General features: G+C 46.4%; 13 protein-coding genes. 7 read left to right on the top strand and 6 right to left on the bottom strand.

The features are described 5' to 3' along the window. Nucleotides 1-25 precede the first annotated feature (25 nt). The 5 genes from ruvB to aspS all read right to left on the bottom strand — a co-directional run bounded on the left by ruvB (nucleotide 26) and on the right by aspS (nucleotide 5,277). Nucleotides 26-1,030: a Holliday junction branch migration DNA helicase RuvB gene (gene ruvB, locus R7Q41_RS03815; protein ID WP_005378312.1), complete on the bottom strand. Its 1,005-nt coding sequence runs from the start codon at nucleotides 1,028-1,030 to the stop codon at nucleotides 26-28. Between the two features lie 286 nt (nucleotides 1,031-1,316). Continuing rightward, complete coding sequence (gene ruvA, locus R7Q41_RS03810; protein ID WP_017820041.1) at nucleotides 1,317-1,928, bottom strand: Holliday junction branch migration protein RuvA; 612 nt, start codon at nucleotides 1,926-1,928, stop codon at nucleotides 1,317-1,319. 67 nt (nucleotides 1,929-1,995) lie between these two features. Then, nucleotides 1,996-2,517, bottom strand: coding sequence for a crossover junction endodeoxyribonuclease RuvC (gene ruvC, locus R7Q41_RS03805; protein ID WP_005387909.1), 522 nt, complete (start codon nucleotides 2,515-2,517; stop codon nucleotides 1,996-1,998). Between the two features lie 92 nt (nucleotides 2,518-2,609). Next, the gene (locus tag R7Q41_RS03800; protein ID WP_005378402.1) at nucleotides 2,610-3,356 is read right to left on the bottom strand and encodes a YebC/PmpR family DNA-binding transcriptional regulator; all 747 of its coding nucleotides are present in this window, start codon (nucleotides 3,354-3,356) and stop codon (nucleotides 2,610-2,612) included. Nucleotides 3,357-3,498: 142 nt separating this feature from the next. Then, nucleotides 3,499-5,277: an aspartate--tRNA ligase gene (gene aspS, locus R7Q41_RS03795; protein ID WP_005378401.1), complete on the bottom strand. Its 1,779-nt coding sequence runs from the start codon at nucleotides 5,275-5,277 to the stop codon at nucleotides 3,499-3,501. A gap of 273 nt (nucleotides 5,278-5,550) precedes the next feature. Here aspS and R7Q41_RS03790 point away from each other — a divergent pair, with 273 nt between their 5' ends. The 7 genes from R7Q41_RS03790 to R7Q41_RS03760 all read left to right on the top strand — a co-directional run bounded on the left by R7Q41_RS03790 (nucleotide 5,551) and on the right by R7Q41_RS03760 (nucleotide 12,193). Continuing rightward, nucleotides 5,551-6,417 carry a DUF72 domain-containing protein gene (locus tag R7Q41_RS03790; RefSeq protein ID WP_318144366.1) on the top strand — a complete coding sequence of 289 codons (867 nt, stop codon included), beginning with the start codon at nucleotides 5,551-5,553 and terminating at the stop codon, nucleotides 6,415-6,417. A 93-nt stretch (nucleotides 6,418-6,510) separates the two neighbouring features. Beyond that, on the top strand, nucleotides 6,511-7,248 hold the full coding sequence (gene cmoA / locus R7Q41_RS03785) for a carboxy-S-adenosyl-L-methionine synthase CmoA (protein WP_017635063.1): 738 nt from the start codon (nucleotides 6,511-6,513) through the stop codon (nucleotides 7,246-7,248). Between the two features lie 81 nt (nucleotides 7,249-7,329). Then, nucleotides 7,330-8,301, top strand: a complete 972-nt coding sequence (gene cmoB, locus R7Q41_RS03780) for a tRNA 5-methoxyuridine(34)/uridine 5-oxyacetic acid(34) synthase CmoB (protein ID WP_005387902.1) — start codon at nucleotides 7,330-7,332, stop codon at nucleotides 8,299-8,301. Between the two features lie 276 nt (nucleotides 8,302-8,577). Next, nucleotides 8,578-9,324, top strand: a complete 747-nt coding sequence (locus R7Q41_RS03775) for an ATP-dependent zinc protease (RefSeq protein ID WP_158173762.1) — start codon at nucleotides 8,578-8,580, stop codon at nucleotides 9,322-9,324. Nucleotides 9,325-9,335: 11 nt separating this feature from the next. Beyond that, entirely contained in the window at nucleotides 9,336-10,841 is a 1,506-nt protein-coding gene (locus tag R7Q41_RS03770) for an inactive transglutaminase family protein (protein ID WP_005378389.1), read from the top strand. A gap of 3 nt (nucleotides 10,842-10,844) precedes the next feature. Further along, nucleotides 10,845-11,813 (top strand): alpha-L-glutamate ligase-like protein, encoded by a 969-nt coding sequence (locus R7Q41_RS03765; RefSeq protein ID WP_005378387.1) that lies wholly within the window; start codon nucleotides 10,845-10,847, stop codon nucleotides 11,811-11,813. Nucleotides 11,814-12,040: 227 nt separating this feature from the next. Continuing rightward, nucleotides 12,041-12,193, top strand: coding sequence for a hypothetical protein (locus R7Q41_RS03760; RefSeq protein ID WP_165401733.1), 153 nt, complete (start codon nucleotides 12,041-12,043; stop codon nucleotides 12,191-12,193). 143 nt (nucleotides 12,194-12,336) lie between these two features. Here R7Q41_RS03760 and mukB read toward each other — a convergent pair whose 3' ends face one another. Next, the gene (gene mukB, locus R7Q41_RS03755; protein WP_318144423.1) at nucleotides 12,337-16,800 is read right to left on the bottom strand and encodes a chromosome partition protein MukB; all 4,464 of its coding nucleotides are present in this window, start codon (nucleotides 16,798-16,800) and stop codon (nucleotides 12,337-12,339) included.

Here is a 16,800-nt window from a genome sequence, read left to right as displayed (position 1 = left end):
GCAACAACGGCCCAGCGAGGGAATCTTATTTTTCAATTCCGAAATGCAAATACGCACGATCTGTCGCGATTCTTCCACGCGGAGTGCGTTGTAAATAACCTTGCTGAATAAGATAAGGTTCAAGAACGTCTTCAATAGTGTCCTTTTCTTCACCTATCGCCGCTGCCATGTTGTCGAGCCCGACCGGACCACCACCAAATTTTTCCATAATCGCGAGTAGTAGCTTACGGTCCATGTAATCGAAGCCTTCGGCGTCCACATCAAGCATATTCAACGCCTTATCGGCAACATCGGCACAAATGTGACCATTGCCTTTTACTTCCGCATAATCACGAACACGACGTAGCAAACGGTTAGCAATACGTGGTGTGCCACGCGCACGTCTTGCCACTTCCAATGCACCTTCAGGTTCCATTGATAAACCTAAACAATCCGCGCTTCGCTGCACGATATCTTGGAGGTCTTTTATCTTATAAAACTCAAGGCGCTGAGTAATACCAAAGCGGTCGCGCAATGGTGACGTTAAAGAGCCCGCTCGGGTCGTCGCACCAATTAACGTAAATGGTGGTAAATCGATCTTAATAGAACGAGCGGCCGGACCTTCACCGATCATAATATCCAGTTGATAATCTTCCATCGCCGGATACAGCACCTCTTCAACCATCGGGCTCAAGCGGTGAATCTCATCGATGAACAACACATCGTTTTCTTCGAGGTTGGTTAACAGCGCGGCCAAATCGCCTGCTTTCTCAAGTACAGGGCCTGAAGTAGTGCGAATGTTCACTTCCATTTCATTGGCAACGATGTTCGCAAGTGTGGTTTTACCCAAACCTGGGGGACCAAAAATCAAAAGGTGATCAAGTGCTTCGCTACGTAACTGAGCAGCTTTAATGAAGATCTCCATTTGGTCACGGACATGGTCCTGACCTTGGTAATCCGCTAATTTTTTTGGCCGAATAGCACGATCAATGACATCTTCATCACGAAAGGCAGGGTTTTCTGGCGCGATTAAACGATCGGCTTCAATCATCTTTTTACCTTGAAAAATGGTTACCTGAGAGAATAATGCCGCTCGTTTAACAGCAAGTGGCATATTTCTATATCTCGTCATCCTGTACAGCGACGAAGGAGCGTGATACAGGATCTTCTATCCGAGCGATTTATGGTCAAATTGTTTCATTAACCGCTCAGCGTGCTGCTATTAGATTCCCAGTCTCGCCAGGCTCGCTGGAATGACACAAAAAACATCGTTAAGCGATTGGCATTAACCTTAGAGAATGAGTTATCTTGAACAAATGTTCACTGTGCAACCAGCGTTACACCATTGATTTTAGAGCTTCACGGATCATTTGCTCACTGCTCATGTCCGGTTTAGCGATCTGAGATACCACTTTCGACGCTTGAGTCGGCTTGTAACCTAGAGCTAGAAGCGCACTGATTGCTTCTTCTTCCGCGTTGTTGGATGTCGCACTAGAATCCGCAGGAGCAGCATCCGTAAATGGTGTAAATAGATCGCCAGCGCCCCACCCTTTCAAGCGGTCTTTCATTTCAACAACCAATCTCTCTGCGGTTTTCTTGCCAACGCCTGGAAGCTTAACCAGCGTAGAAACGTCTTCATGTTCCACACAAGTAACAAATTGCGTTGCTGTCATACCAGAGAGAATACCAAGACCGAGTTTAGGACCAACGCCATTGGCTTTGATCACTTCACGGAAAAGTGCTCGTTCTTTTACCGTGTTGAAACCGTATAGCAATTGCGCATCTTCACGGACAACAAAGTGAGTATAAATAATGGCTTCTTCGCCAACATTTGGCAGTTCGTAAAAACAGCTCATTGGCATCTGGACTTCATAGCCAATGCCATTAACTTCAATTAATACTTCAGGTGGTTGCTTTTCAATCAGTATGCCACGAAGACGTCCAATCACTATAAATACTCTTTGGAAATGAATTTGCGACAGGATAATAAAGAACTGGATAGACATCCAGTTAATTTTAACGGTAGCGCCCTTTTCTGGCACTGGTTGCTTTGCCCGCTAACGCAACGAGAGTCTTGTTAGTATTGGCATGACAAATCGCCACACCTAAAGCATCGGCTGCATCCGCTTGAGGCTTGGCGGGCAATTTAAGCATCTGCTGAACCATATGCTGAACTTGCGCTTTGTCCGCGCCACCAGTGCCGACGACAGCTTGCTTAATAAGACGAGCCGCGTATTCAAATACCGGCAACTCCGCATTCACCGCAGCAACAATTGCACTGCCACGAGCTTGGCCAAGTTTTAGCGCTGAATCCGCGTTTTTGGCCATAAACACTTGCTCGATCGCGAAAACGTCCGGTTGAAACTGGGTAATGATTTCCGTGACGCCTGCATAAATCTGTTTAAGCCGACCCGGAAGTTCTTTTTCTGAAGTACGAATGCAGCCACTACCAAGGTATTGCAAGTGGCGTCCATTTTGACGAATGACCCCATAGCCGGTAATGCGCGAACCTGGGTCAATGCCCAAAATAATTGACATGAATGTTCCTAAAAATGAGGCCTAATTCGGCCTCAGTCTTTTTATTATTACTTGCTAACTTCGGAGCAAATACCGCTCCCGACACCTTGAGTTTAATCTAGCGTAGCAGCAACGTCGTCAGAGATATCACCATTGTGATAAACCTCTTGAACGTCGTCCAGATCTTCCAAAGCGTCAATCAAACGAAGTAGTTTTGGCGCAGTGTCCGCGTCCAAATCTGCTTTCGTAGATGGGATCAGAGACACCTCAGCGTTCTCTGCCTCAAACCCTGCGGCATCAAGAGCATCTTTTACGAGTCCAAAATCGCCTGGGGCCGTGTAGACATCAATCGAGCCATCTTCTGCCGTTTCAATGTCATCAGCACCACTTTCTAATGCTACTTCCATTACCGCATCCTCATCTAAACCTGGGCCATATGAAATCACGCCTTTCTTGTCGAAAAGATAGTTGACGCTACCATCCGTCCCCAGATTACCGCCTGACTTTGAGAATGCATGGCGTACGCCAGATACCGTACGATTTCGGTTATCCGTCATACATTCGACCATGACCGCCGTACCACCTGGACCATAACCTTCATAGATCACGGTTTCCATGTTGTCGTCGCCTTCACCACCAGCACCTCGGCTGACAGCGCGGTTGACAGTGTCACGTGTCATGTTGTTAGACAGTGCTTTATCAATTGCGGCTCGCAAACGTGGGTTATTTTCTGGCTCGCCGCCCCCCTCTTTTGCCGCAACAACGATTTCACGGATTAATTTAGTAAAGATTTTGCCGCGCTTCGCATCTTGCGCTGCTTTACGGTGACGAATATTCGCCCATTTACTATGACCAGCCATAATTCACCTTTTAATGTATTTTGACGCTTAATAACAAAACATGTTCTAAAAGCGTTGCTTGGGAAATTGCTTTGGAAGTTTCTTGGGTTTATTTAAACAAAAACTCCCGCAGTTGCGGGAGTTTTCTTCAAATGTTGTGCGCTTATTCTGCGTCTTTTTCTTTCGCTGCAGTTACTGCGATTGCTAGCTCTTCTAGCGCTGCTGGGTTCGCAATACTTGGTGCGTCTGTTAATAGACACGCAGCTGCTGTTGTTTTAGGGAACGCGATAACATCACGGATGTTCTCTGTACCACATAGCAGCATTACTAGACGGTCTAGACCAAATGCAAGACCAGCATGTGGAGGCGTACCGAATTTCAGCGCATCAAGCAGGAAGCCGAACTTAAGCTGTTGCTCTTCAGGTGTGATACCTAGAATATCAAATACGGCTTCTTGCATATCTGCGTTGTGGATACGAACAGAGCCGCCGCCCACTTCGTAGCCATTTAGAACCATATCGTAAGCGTTAGAATTTGCCGCAGCAGGGTTTGCTTTTAGCTCTTCTGCAGTCACACCTAGAGGCGATGTGAATGGGTGGTGCATCGCGTGTAGGTTGCCTTCGTCATCTTCTTCGAACATTGGGAAGTCAACAACCCATAGTGGAGCCCATGCAGACTCATCCGTTAGCTCTAGGTCTTTACCTAGTTTCAAACGTAGCGCACCCATTGCTTCTGCAACGATGCCCGCTTTATCAGCGCCAAATAGGATAATGTCACCAGATTCCGCTTGAGTACGATCTAGAATGCCGTTGATCACGTCTTCATTTAGGAACTTAGCGACTGGAGATTGGATACCTTCCATGCCCGCTGCACGGTCGTTAACCTTCATCCAAGCTAGACCTTTCGCACCGTAGATGCCAACGAATTCACCGTAGCCATCAATTTGCTTACGAGTCAGAGAAGCACCACCTGGAACGCGAATAACGGCAACGCGGCCTTTTTCGTCGTTTGCTGGACCTGAGAATACTTTGAACTCAACGTCTTTCACTAGGTCAGCAACATCTACTAGTTCCAGTGGGTTACGTAGGTCTGGCTTGTCAGAACCGAAACGACGAATCGCTTCGCTGAACGGCATTACTGGGAATTCACCTAGGTCAACGTTTAGTAGCTCTTGCCACATTTCACGAACCATTTTTTCAGTCGTTGCACGAACTTGGTCAGCCGTCATGAATGACGTTTCGATATCGATCTGAGTGAACTCTGGTTGACGGTCAGCACGCAAGTCTTCATCACGGAAACACTTAACGATTTGGTAGTAACGGTCAAAACCAGACATCATTAGAAGCTGTTTGAATAGCTGTGGAGACTGAGGAAGCGCGTAGAAGCTGCCTTTGTGAACACGGCTAGGTACTAGGTAGTCACGAGCGCCTTCTGGTGTCGCTTTTGTTAGTACTGGCGTTTCGATGTCTAGGAAGCCGTTGTCATCTAGGAAACGACGAACAAAGCTAGACGCTTTAGCACGTAGCTTGATGCGGTCGCTCATTTCAGGACGACGTAGATCTAGGTAACGGTACTTCAGGCGTTGCTCTTCAGAGTTCTTTTGGTTGAAATCTAGAGGCAGAACATCAGAACGGTTGATGATTTCAAGACCTTTCGCAAGGATCTCGACTTCACCTGTTGCCATGTCTTTGTTTGCTTGGCTCTCTGGGCGAACGCGCACTTCACCCGTTAGTTTGATACAGAATTCATTACGAAGTGTGTTCGCCACTTCATACGCATCCGCCATATCTGGATCAACAACTACCTGAACGATACCTTCGCGATCTCGCATATCAATAAAAATAAGACCGCCTAAATCACGACGACGGTTAACCCAGCCGCAAAGTTCTACAGTTTGTCCTGCAAGGGACTTGTTCAGGTGACCACAGTAATGGGTACGCATAATGAAATTCCCAATCTCTCAAATGTTGTTAACTACGCTCTGTCAGCCTCATTGCTAAGCAGAGTAAAGATTCAGTTATACGCTGAATGTCCACGAAAATCGACTACTCAACATACAATTACGTGTGTTTTATCATTCACTGGTGCTTTTTAGTACAACAAATGTTCAAAAGCGCACCAAAGCGAAAAAATTGGGGAGGATTATAGCGTGAAATTACCTATTTCAGCAAAACTCTCGTAAAGTATTCACACGAGTAGCAAGCAGTAAAGAATAATGGATAACTTACCTCTTCGACTTGGATTGACAATGTGGTCACACAACCAATGGCAACAAAGTTTTTACGGCAGCGGGACAAAGCCCGCTGAACGTTTAGAAAGGTATGCGCAAGTGTTTCATACCGTGGAAGGCAACACGACATTTTATGCCACACCGACGCTCAATACAGTGCAAAACTGGAGAGCCGCAACCCACGATGATTTTCGCTTTACTTTCAAACTTCCTAAAGCCATCACTCATGAGCAAATGCTAAGAGGTTGCAGCGAACAACTGAGAGACTTCATGAAAGTCATGGAGCCTTTGCATGACCGTGTGGGCCAATGGACAATTCAATTGCCAGCCGCATTTGGTCCTGAATACCTTGTTCGACTGAAAAAGTTCTGTGCGAGCTTTCCACCTAACTTCCCTCTCGGTGTTGAGGTTCGCCATATGGCATTTTTCTCCAAAGGCGAAGAAGAGCGAGCACTTAACCAATGGTTAGTAGAGAATAATATTGACCGCATTATTATGGATAGCCGCCCAGTCTTTGCCGCTAAGCCCGACAATGAGGCGATTATTGATGCACAAATGAAAAAACCACGAGTCCCTGTTCACGCCATTGCTACCGCTTCACATCCTTTGATTCGCTTTATTGGTCATCCAGAAGAACAGCAAAACTACGAGTTTTTTAAACCATGGCTCAGCAAGTTGCCACAATGGATTGCCGAAGGTAAGCAGCCATATGTCATGATCCATACTGCAGACAATATAATTGCGCCAGAGTTGGCTGCAAACCTATATAAAGACATACAAAAGCGTATCACGCTCCCTGAGTTAGCGCCTTTCCCAGCTGACGATGGTAACTCGCAGTTACAGATGTTCTAACGCAACACATGACAGAGGCGCGAAATTCCCATAAAATACGCGCCTTTTTTGGTGCCTGACATTTTCAGGCGGCTTGTATGCAGAGACTTAGTTATGAACCCTAAGAGCAATCCAGATACTATTTTTTCGGCTCCAATCGATAAAATTGGGGATTTCACGTTCGATGAACGCGTAGCGGAAGTATTTCCTGACATGATTCAACGATCGGTACCGGGTTACAGCAATATCATTTCTGCAATCGGTATGCTGGCAGAGCGTTTTGTAAAACCTCACTCAAACATCTATGACCTTGGCTGTTCTTTGGGTGCTGCAACATTGTCTATGCGTCGCCATATCAAACAAGAAGGTTGCCAAATCATCGCAGTGGACAACTCTCCGGCGATGGTTGAGCGTTGTAAACTTCACGTCAACGCTTACCGCAGTGACACTCCTGTGGATGTAGTAGAAGCAGACATTCGCAATATCGAAATTGAAAACGCGTCAGTGGTGGTGTTGAACTTCACTTTGCAATTCCTCTCTCCAGAAGATCGTTACTCCTTGCTCGAAAAAATTTACGCTGGCCTTCGTCCGGGCGGCATTTTGATTCTATCTGAGAAATTCGTCTTCGAAGATGAAGTGTCGAACGAACTGTTAATTGACCTTCACCACGACTTTAAACGTGCGAATGGTTATAGCGAACTAGAAATCAGCCAAAAGCGCAGCGCGATAGAAAATGTAATGCGCCCAGATTCAAAGAAAGAGCATAAAGAGCGTTTCGCTAAAATTGGCTTTTCTAGCTACGATGTTTGGTTCCAATGCTTTAACTTCGGCTCCATGTTCGCGATTAAATAGACCATGCATACAAAGCCTGAACCATACCGATTTCGGCTTTTGTTAATAATTTATACCCATCAACTCAGCGATTAACTAACTATGTTTAACTTTGCAAATTTCTACCAATTGATTGCCCAAGACACCCGTCTTCAACCTTGGCTTAATGTGCTTCCACAACAGCTAACGGATTGGCAAAATGCAGAGCACGGTGACTTTGGTCGCTGGTTGAAAGCCCTGAACAAAATCCCAGCGGGTAGACCGGACAACATCGACATTGTTGATTCTGTCACGATTTCAAACAATGAGCCCATGCCTCAAGGGGAACTTAAAAAGCTAGAAAGCTTACTTCGTACATTCCATCCTTGGCGCAAAGGCCCATACCACGTACACGGCATCCATATTGATACTGAGTGGCGCAGTGATTGGAAATGGGACCGCGTGCTTCCGCATATTTCACCATTAAAGAATCGAAGCGTACTCGATGTAGGTTGTGGTAACGGCTACCACATGTGGCGCATGCTAGGCGAAGGTGCACGCTTAACTGTCGGTATCGATCCATCTCACCTGTTCCTGATTCAGTTCGAAGCAATTCGTAAACTAATGGGCGATGACCAACGTGCGCACCTATTGCCATTGGGCATTGAACAGCTACCTAAGTTAGAAGCGTTCGATACGGTATTCAGCATGGGCGTGCTTTACCATCGCCGCTCGCCTCTCGATCATTTAGTGCAACTAAAAGATCAATTGGTATCTGGTGGTGAACTCGTATTGGAAACACTCGTTATTGAAGGTGATGAGAATGCAGTACTGGTCCCGACTTCTCGTTACGCGCAAATGCGTAATGTCTATTTCTTCCCTTCAGCAAAAGCCCTAAAAGTGTGGTTAGAATTGGTCGGTTTTGAAGATGTTCGTATCGTTGATGAAAACATCACATCCGTAGATGAACAACGTACCACAGATTGGATGACGCATAACTCTCTACCTGACTACTTAGATCCGAACGACCCAAGCAAGACTGTAGAAGGCTACCCTGCCCCTCGCCGCGCGGTTCTTGTCGCTCGCAAATCATAATTCGCTGAGATTCCTGACATTGTCTTAACTCATTTTACGAGTTAAGACATTACCCTCTTTCCTCGTAATGAGCGAGTTTGTTTTTTGAATACATTTGTCACGTCAAAATATAAGTACGCTCTAAATAAGGATGCGCTTTTATGTCCTTGATTTTTGGCTTTTCATCACTATTCCTCAAACAATAAGTAATAGAGAAACATTCTTACTTGTGAGGCTTTATCGATATAAGCTAAACTCCTAAAAAATAAACAACTTAATCCAATCCCAAGGTTTTCAATGTTATTACGATTGACCCCGATTGTTGCCTTCGCCTTACTATCTGGATGCTCACTAACCAAAGGCGAACAGTACCACCAAGAAACGTTAGCGGCGATTCAAAATTCAGAAGCGAATGTCAATAATCGCATTACCAACCTAGAGCTACAGCTCAGCAACCAATCGGACTATATCGACAGCCTTGAAGAACAAGTCGATAAACTACAGGTTGAACTTCTTACATTTCGCGATGAAGCAATGGCAGAAGTAAAAAAACCGAAAGAGCCGATTATTGTCCAATCTCCCGCTCCTGTGGAACCAACCCCAACTCACGATATTGTCCTTGGCTCTATCGAAAAGGTCACTGTAGAGTCGATTAAGCAAACTTTTGATGCACGTATCGACACTGGTGCCGCGACGTCGTCTTTAAATGCCGTTGATATTGAAGAGTTCGAAAGAAATGGCAAAAAATGGGTCCGATTCCACTTAGCAGACACCAGTAAATCCGAAGAAGAGAAAAGTACTTGGATCGAAGCTCCTGTCATTCGCTACGTCAAAATCCGCCAGGTTACCAGTGAAGAGTTAGAACGCCGCGCTGTGGTAGAACTTTGGGTGCGCGTTGGAAAAATTCATGAAAAAGCGCAATTTACGTTGGCAGATCGCTCACATATGAACCATCCTATTTTACTGGGTAGAGAATTTATGCGCGACATAGCACTTGTCGATGTAAGTCGTACCTATATCCAAACGGACGAAGATAAAAAATAATAAGGTAGATTATGACGTCAAAAATACCGTTTTACCTTTCTATCATCTTATTGGTGATTGCGGGCATTGCTCTGAGTGTTTTCAGGCATGAAAACTACGGCGTGCCTTGGACGCCAGGCGAAACTCGCCAGGTGTGGGATGTAGAAGCTCGTATTGAGTTCAATGCTAACGGCAACGAAGTAAAAGCGTCACTTGCAGCACCTCATACACAAAGTGGTTACACACTTATCGGTGAATCTGCTTCCTCATCAGGTTATGGCGTTTCCTACATCAATGACGATTCAGGCCGTCGTGCAGAATGGTCAATTCGCCAAGCTCAAGGGCCACAAACCATATACTACAAAGCCCAGTTCTTAGTAGACCCTCAGGCTAAAGTCACTCCTTTACCGCCAACGGAAGACATTACGCCACCAACGCTATCAGCACCACAAGCAGCAGCGGCAAATGCCCTTATCGAACGTGCGATGAGTCGCTCAGCCGATAATGTGACGTTTACTCGTGAGCTTATCAAAGCGCTTAATGACCCAGATAGCCAAAACTCGTCGCTACTACTGAACGATTTCAGCCGTACTGATGCACTGCATAATATTTTGCTTACCGCAGGTATACAGAGCAAAACCGTCGGTGTTATCGAACTAGAAGATGGTCGTCGACGCCAAACAATTCAACCAATGGTTCAGGTTTGGTCAGGTAAAGATTGGGTACTGTTTTCGCCAAAATCCGAACAAAAAGCAGTGAAACCCAACTTGTTAGTGTGGGATGAATCAAACGTATCCTTACTTGACCTTGTTGGTGGTAAAAATAGCCAAGTGCATTTCTCGATGATTAAGCAAGAAATGACACCACAACAAGCTACAAACAACAAAATAGAAGCAGATGGATTACTGAATATTTCAATTCATAGCCTACCTTTGGAAGAGCAAGCGATGTTCAAAACCATCATGCTCATCCCTATTGGTGCTCTGATCGTTGTGTTCTTGCGTGTGATTATCGGCCTGAAAACATCCGGTACCTTCATGCCTGTGTTGATTGCCGTTGCTTTTGTTCAAACTCAACTATTAACGGGTATTGTCGGTTTCTTGCTAATTGTAGGTACAGGCCTGATTATTCGAAGCTATTTGTCTAGGTTGAACTTATTGCTGGTAGCAAGGATATCTGCGGTCATTATTACCGTTATTATGATCATCTCGGTGTTCACCGTTGTTGCGTTTAAAATGGGCTTAACAGAAGGCCTAACAATTACCTTCTTCCCTATGATCATCTTGTCTTGGACGATTGAACGTATGTCAATCCTATGGGAAGAAGAAGGTGCGAAGGAAGTTGCTCTGCAAGGTGGTGGTTCATTGCTGACAGCGGTATTAGTTTACCTTGCAATGACGAACTCATACATTCAACACTTAACCTTTAACTTCATTGGTCTACAGTTGATTGTTCTGGCCGGTATTCTATTACTAGGTACTTACACAGGTTACCGCCTCACTGAGCTACGACGCTTCAAACCACTAGCGGAGGACTAAACGATGTTCGAAAGTTTTACTTCGCCGTCTAAGCTTCGCCATAAAGGCATTATGGGGATGAACAAGCGTAACCACAGCTATATTGGCCGTTACAATGATCGTTCTAAATACCCACTTGTCGATGACAAGCTAAAGACCAAAATTATTGCACAGGCAGCAGGAGCAACAGTTCCTGCCCTGATCGGTGTCATTCACAACCAAGCTGAAGTTAAGACTATCCACAAAATGGTTGAGAACTGGCCTGGTTTTGTAATCAAACCTGCACAAGGTAGTGGCGGTAAAGGCATTCTGGTTGTTACGTCTCACAAAAACGGGGTATATACCAAACCCTCCGGCTCTACAATTGGTAGGGATGAGGTCGAGCGTCACATTAGTAATGCGCTTGCTGGCCTTTTCTCTCTTGGTGGTAAAAATGACGTTGCTGTGGTTGAAAACTTAATCAAGTTTGATGACTGTTTTGATGGCTTCAGTTATGAAGGCGTACCAGATGTTCGGATCATCGTATTTAAAGGTTATCCAGTTATGGCGATGATGCGCTGTTCTACAGCGGCTTCCGACGGCAAAGCAAACCTTCACCAAGGTGCCGTAGGAGTAGGCATTGACATCGCGACAGGTAAAGCCGTCAGAGCGGTGCAGTTCGATCATCCAGTTACTCATCACCCTGATACAGGTAAAGACCTTTCGACCCTTCAAGTACCGCATTGGGAGCGCTTGCTGGAGCTTGCGTCAAGTGCCTGGGAAATGACAGGTTTGGGATACATGGGTACGGATATGGTGCTGGATAAAGATGAAGGACCTATGGTTTTAGAGCTTAACGCTCGCCCTGGTCTGGCAATCCAAATCGCTAATGGTGCAGGCTTGCTTCCTCGTTTGAAACACATAGAGAGCCTTGGCACACCTGCTGAGTATCCAAAACCGATTGAACGCGTCGCTTACGCGGCAGAGCAGTTCGGTGTGAAGCCGTTGTTCTAACCCTCCGACATAATGTTCGTTATTACTCGCCAGTAATTGTCATGATTACTGGCGTTTTTGTTCCCGCATCCAAAAACCTTGCAGTTGCTCTCCTTATTAAACACATCCTTCTCATATATAAGTTGAATCAATGATCGAGCTAACAAAATCAACATAGATCGTTTCTTTTCTACTTTGCCTTTTGAGTATGATGAGAGCTCCCCTTACTCAACTTGAGAGGTTGGGAAATGCTAATAAAACAAACAAACAATGATGAACCAGAGCTTGAAGAACAAGAGAGCTTAGACCAACACCTACAACGCTTGTCTGAGCTTTCTGTCCAAGCACTTGAAGAGCTTGCTGAAATGATCGAAGTCAGGGACGATATTCCAGAGGAATAAACGTCGCTTCCTCATTAAGTTCCGCTAATAAGCCGAGACTGCCGTCCTACAGTCTCGGCTTATCTTATGTAGTTCGAAGCCTGCCTCGCAAACAGATACAAAAACGCCCGCGTTCTTTGCGGGCGTTTTATTAGATTCGGAGTTTACGATTCAAACTCTTCAATCATCTCTTGCGCTTCAGTCTTAGGCTTATCCGTTTGACCAAAACCACGCAGACCCACTACGTGTACGTGTTCGTGGTCTTTAAACACCTTACGCACCAGTTTGTAGGTCGTACCTTTCTCTGGGCTGATGTTTTCTGGTGCCGCGATAAGCAGTTGCATATCCAGACGGTCACACAATTCGAACAACGTCGCGATAGACTTAGCATCCAGACGCGCTGCTTCATCCAAGAAGAGCAGACGACAAGGCACAATGTCTTTGCTGCGTAGACGACGAGACTCTTCTTCCCAGCTTTGAACAACCATCAGTAGGATTGACTGACCGGTACCGATCGCTTCACCTGTTGATAGCGCGCCAGACTCAGCCTGTAGCCAACCATCTGTACCACGGTTCACCTCAACACTTAGCTCTAAGTAGTTACGGTAATCCAGTAGCTCTTCACCCAGAACCTGAGGAGAACGTTGACCCATATCGATATGTGGGTTCACACGTTGGAACAGTTTCGCCATTGCTTCAGAGAAGGTAAAGCGAGTCGATTCAAACAGGTCTTTATGCTGCTCTTGCTGTGTCGCTAGGCCGCTCAGTAGCACTTCGTGACTTTCGCGGATCTTCACGTTCAGACGTACGCCCTTCACCTGACCGAACGAAATATTCGACAGGCCTTGGTTCAGCATACGAATACGATTTTGCTCACGCTGAATCGTCTTCTTAATGATGCTCGCTACTGACTCAGAGCTGATCGCTAAGCGGTTTTCACGTTGGGTTAGCTCTTCCGTTAGACGCGCTAGCTCAACTTCCATCTCTTCGATCGCTTCAACTGGATCATCAGTACGGATGATATCCTGACGAATGCGCTCGCGAAGATGTTGGTAAACCGCGATGTAGAACAGAACTTTACGCTCTGGACGTGCATTGTCTTCTGATAGACGCAGCGCATCACGCAGGTCGTCATTGTTCGCAACCGCTAGACGCAGCGCACCCAGTGATTTATCCGACATCGAACGCAGTTCATCCGCTGACATGTAAGCCAGTTCACGCTTGTGTAGACGACGCTCAACATCGTTCTCACGCGCCAAACGAAGTACTGAACACCAGCCGGCTTTCGCTGCAACAACAAAGGTACGCAGCTCAACGTATTCTTTCTGAACTTTCTTCAGACGTTTCGCCAAGCCTTTCATCTCGAGTTCAGTAGAGGTGATCGTGCGCTCGTATTCGCTCTTACGGCTGCGAGACGTGTGTAGACGCTCGTGCAATTCGTCACGACGACGCATTGCGCGCTCTTCTGCACCTTCGTCAGCGTTCACGCCAAACTCTTGAAGCTCTTGTTTGAACTCTTGAACCGTTTCCAGTTTCGCTTGGTGTGAACTCTTCAGAGAAGCCAATACTTGGTTGTATTGGTTCATTTGACCTTGCGATTGCTTCAACTCTTCACGAGAGCGAGTACGCATTTGTTCAGCTTGAACCAGTTTAGCTTTTAGCTGCTCACTCAGTTCGCTACTCTTGTTCAGTAGGTCTACTGAATCTGAGTAAGCGAAGTAGTGACGACGTTCAACGAGATCCGAGAGTGCAAAGATTTGCTTCTTAAGATCTTGTAGCCGCTCGTCTGCCGCTTTGTATTCTGCTTCTAGTGCATCGAATTGCTCTGGGTCAGCATCAAGCGCAGACGCAATATTCTCTAATTGCGTGACGGCTTTTGCATGGTTGTTTAAGAAGTTTTTTGCCTCTGCAAGCTGAGCGATTTTCTCTTCTAGCTCATCAAAACGCGCTTGCAATGACTCATCTTCAACAAGCACCATGTGTGACGCTAGCTTGTCCAGAGAAGACAACGCTTGCTTGCTGGTTTGAAGCTGAGAACGTTGTTGTTGCTCTTTCGCATCCAGATCCGCCAACACGCGAGCAATTTGGTTACGCTTATCACGAATAGTTGCCAGTGCTTGTTCTGGATCGGCGTCAAAAGCAACCTGAATGTGGTTAGACACAAATAGGTTAAACGCTTGGTACAAGCGCTGCATTTTCTGAGAATCAAACGCCGCTTTCGCGTGTTTCTCTACCACTTCTTCTCGTTCGTTACGCAGCAACTCTAGACGCTGCTCACGTGCCGCACGGCCAAACAATGGGATCTCAGGCAAGCGAGAGTAACGCATTTGGCGATCGTTCATACGAACGCAAACCGCGCCCTCTAACTCTTCTGCATCGAACGAGCTGTCATCAAAGGCATCGATGTCACCTTCAATGATGTACAAGTCTTCTGGACAGTCGTCTAGCTCTACCAGTTTTTCTTCGATGCCTGACAAGTCAGAAACAACGATAGCGTGACGAGCCGGACCGTACATCGCACTGAAGTAAGGCGCGTCATCAATCGTGATGTCATCGTAGATCTCAGACAGCAATACACCGCCCAGCGTATCTGCCAAACCTTTCAGGCGAGGGTCATTTGAACCACCAGGAGAAGCAAGACGCTCAATCTCAGCGTCTAGCTGGCTACGGCGCTCAGCAAGCTTATCTTTAGCTAAAGACAGCTCCCTTTCTTGTTCAAGGACAACTTGCATGTGGTTCATTACCGCATGGCGATCCTCAAGCTCTTCACCGCTCTGCTCTCTCAGTTTCTCTAGCGCATCGTTCGCCGCAATCCAAGCTGGTGCTATTGCTTCAAGCTTACTGATTTCTGCCACCGCGTTTTGCTCTAGACGGCGCTGTTCACCACGCTGATCACGAACTTCTTCTTGAGCTATCTCTAGTGATTCGATTTGCGTCGCATGACGTTCACGTTCTTGTTCAAACGTAACCTCATCGGTTAGTTCAACGTGATATTGCTTTTTGTATTCAGCAACCAGTTCACGTGCTTGACGCTGCTGGTTAAGGCTGCGTTCGAGATCACGGTGTTGTGCTCGCCATTGTTGTTCGTTTTGTGCAATTTGTTGTGACTCACGCGCTTTCGCAATTGCGGTTTTCGCATGTTCAGACGCGTCTTTGCGCTCAACTTGACCAACGATGCTTTGTACTAGTTTAAGCGCGGTTTCAAACTGCTCTGCCGCTGCAGAAGACATGTCCAGCTTGTGCTTAACCGATAGCAACGCATTGGTGTTTTCTGATTCTTTGCTCTTAAGCTCAGAGACAAGCGCTTGAGCCGATTCCGCCGTTAGGCTGTCATCGCCAAGTAGCTTCTTCGCTTTCTCCAGCGCTTGAACTGCTTGTTGATATTGAAGGGCGCGAGTTTGCTGAACGTCAAGAGCTTGCTGGTAATCAGCAAGTTGCGTCTTAAGGCTATCCACCTCTTCTTCTGCAACGGTAGCTTGCTCTTCAGCCATCATCACGCGTTCTTGCGCTTCTTCCACTACCATCATTTGTTCTTCAAGACGCTCGCTCAGCTCTTCAAGATCTTCTTGGTAGCGTTCGATCTTCTCTTGCTGACGCAGCGCGTTTTGCACCAGTTGCAAGTGATCAGAAGCCGCTTGGTAGTCTTGCTCTAAAGAAGATTCTGATTCGATCAGCAGTTCCAGCTCTTCTTGAACGCGGTTAAGCAGATTGTTTTGCTCAATCAAGGTCTCGCGAGAACCAAATAACTCTGAACGCAAAGACAATGTCTGTTCTAGTTTTTTACGGCGCTCGTTGGCATGGCGCATATAGTCCGCTGCCACGTAGTTGGTCGACTCTGTAATCAAATGTTTGAACAAGTCACGGTCTGCTTGCGTGGTTTTGATCGCTTCTAGCGTCATGCGGTTTTCACGCAGCGCCGATTCCATATCTTGGAACGCTTTCTTCACGCCGCCGTTTTGTGGCAGAAGGTAGTCACGTAGCGAACGGGTAATCGCACTTGAGATACCACCGTAAAGCGATGCTTCGATCAGGCGGTAGAATTTAGAACGGTCACCAGAGTTACGCAGTTTCTTCGGAATCACACCGAATTCAAACATTTGTGCGTGGTAATCCACGATAGAAGAGAACGCTTTGAACTGAACGCCTTCAAATTCCGCGATCGATTCTTTTACTTCGTTGATTTGACGTACACGAGCTTGAGTCGCAGATACGCTTTCAACCAAGATATCCGTTGGTTTCACATGGCTTGGAAGACCTTGGATCACAAACGGTTTGATGTCTACTTTCTTATCACGACCCGCAACTTGCTGTAGTTTTACTGCAAACAATAGGCGTTGGTTACGTGAGTTCACCACGTCTAGCGCCGCATAACATGCGCCCGGCTGTAGCTTACCGTACAAACCTTTGTCGCGAGACGATTGGCTGCTGCCCGCTTCTGTCGTGTTACGGAAGTGCAGCAGCGTTTGGTCAGGAATCAATGCGGTGATGAACGCCGCCATTGTGGTTGATTTACCTGCACCGTTACCACCTGATAGCGTGGTGACCAGACCATCGATGTCAAACGTACGGGCAAAGAAGCCGTTCCAGTTGACCATGGTCAGCGATTGGTATTTACCGCGTTCAATCAT

This window comes from Vibrio sp. 2096 (assembly GCF_033339595.1).
GTDB lineage: Bacteria > Pseudomonadota > Gammaproteobacteria > Enterobacterales > Vibrionaceae > Vibrio > Vibrio alginolyticus.
This window is presented reverse-complemented; position numbering and strand designations above follow the sequence as displayed.

Coding starts and splice junctions, on each gene's coding strand:
- cmoB (WP_005387902.1), top strand. CDS start 7,330: ATGTTTAACTTTGCAAATTTCTACCAATTGATTGCCCAAGACACCCGT.
- R7Q41_RS03770 (WP_005378389.1), top strand. CDS start 9,336: ATGACGTCAAAAATACCGTTTTACCTTTCTATCATCTTATTGGTGATT.
- ruvB (WP_005378312.1), bottom strand. CDS start 1,030: ATGATTGAAGCCGATCGTTTAATCGCGCCAGAAAACCCTGCCTTTCGT.
- R7Q41_RS03760 (WP_165401733.1), top strand. CDS start 12,041: ATGCTAATAAAACAAACAAACAATGATGAACCAGAGCTTGAAGAACAA.
- ruvC (WP_005387909.1), bottom strand. CDS start 2,517: ATGTCAATTATTTTGGGCATTGACCCAGGTTCGCGCATTACCGGCTAT.
- cmoA (WP_017635063.1), top strand. CDS start 6,511: ATGAACCCTAAGAGCAATCCAGATACTATTTTTTCGGCTCCAATCGAT.
- R7Q41_RS03790 (WP_318144366.1), top strand. CDS start 5,551: ATGGATAACTTACCTCTTCGACTTGGATTGACAATGTGGTCACACAAC.
- R7Q41_RS03775 (WP_158173762.1), top strand. CDS start 8,578: ATGTTATTACGATTGACCCCGATTGTTGCCTTCGCCTTACTATCTGGA.
- mukB (WP_318144423.1), bottom strand. CDS start 16,800: ATGATTGAACGCGGTAAATACCAATCGCTGACCATGGTCAACTGGAAC.
- aspS (WP_005378401.1), bottom strand. CDS start 5,277: ATGCGTACCCATTACTGTGGTCACCTGAACAAGTCCCTTGCAGGACAA.
- R7Q41_RS03765 (WP_005378387.1), top strand. CDS start 10,845: ATGTTCGAAAGTTTTACTTCGCCGTCTAAGCTTCGCCATAAAGGCATT.
- R7Q41_RS03800 (WP_005378402.1), bottom strand. CDS start 3,356: ATGGCTGGTCATAGTAAATGGGCGAATATTCGTCACCGTAAAGCAGCG.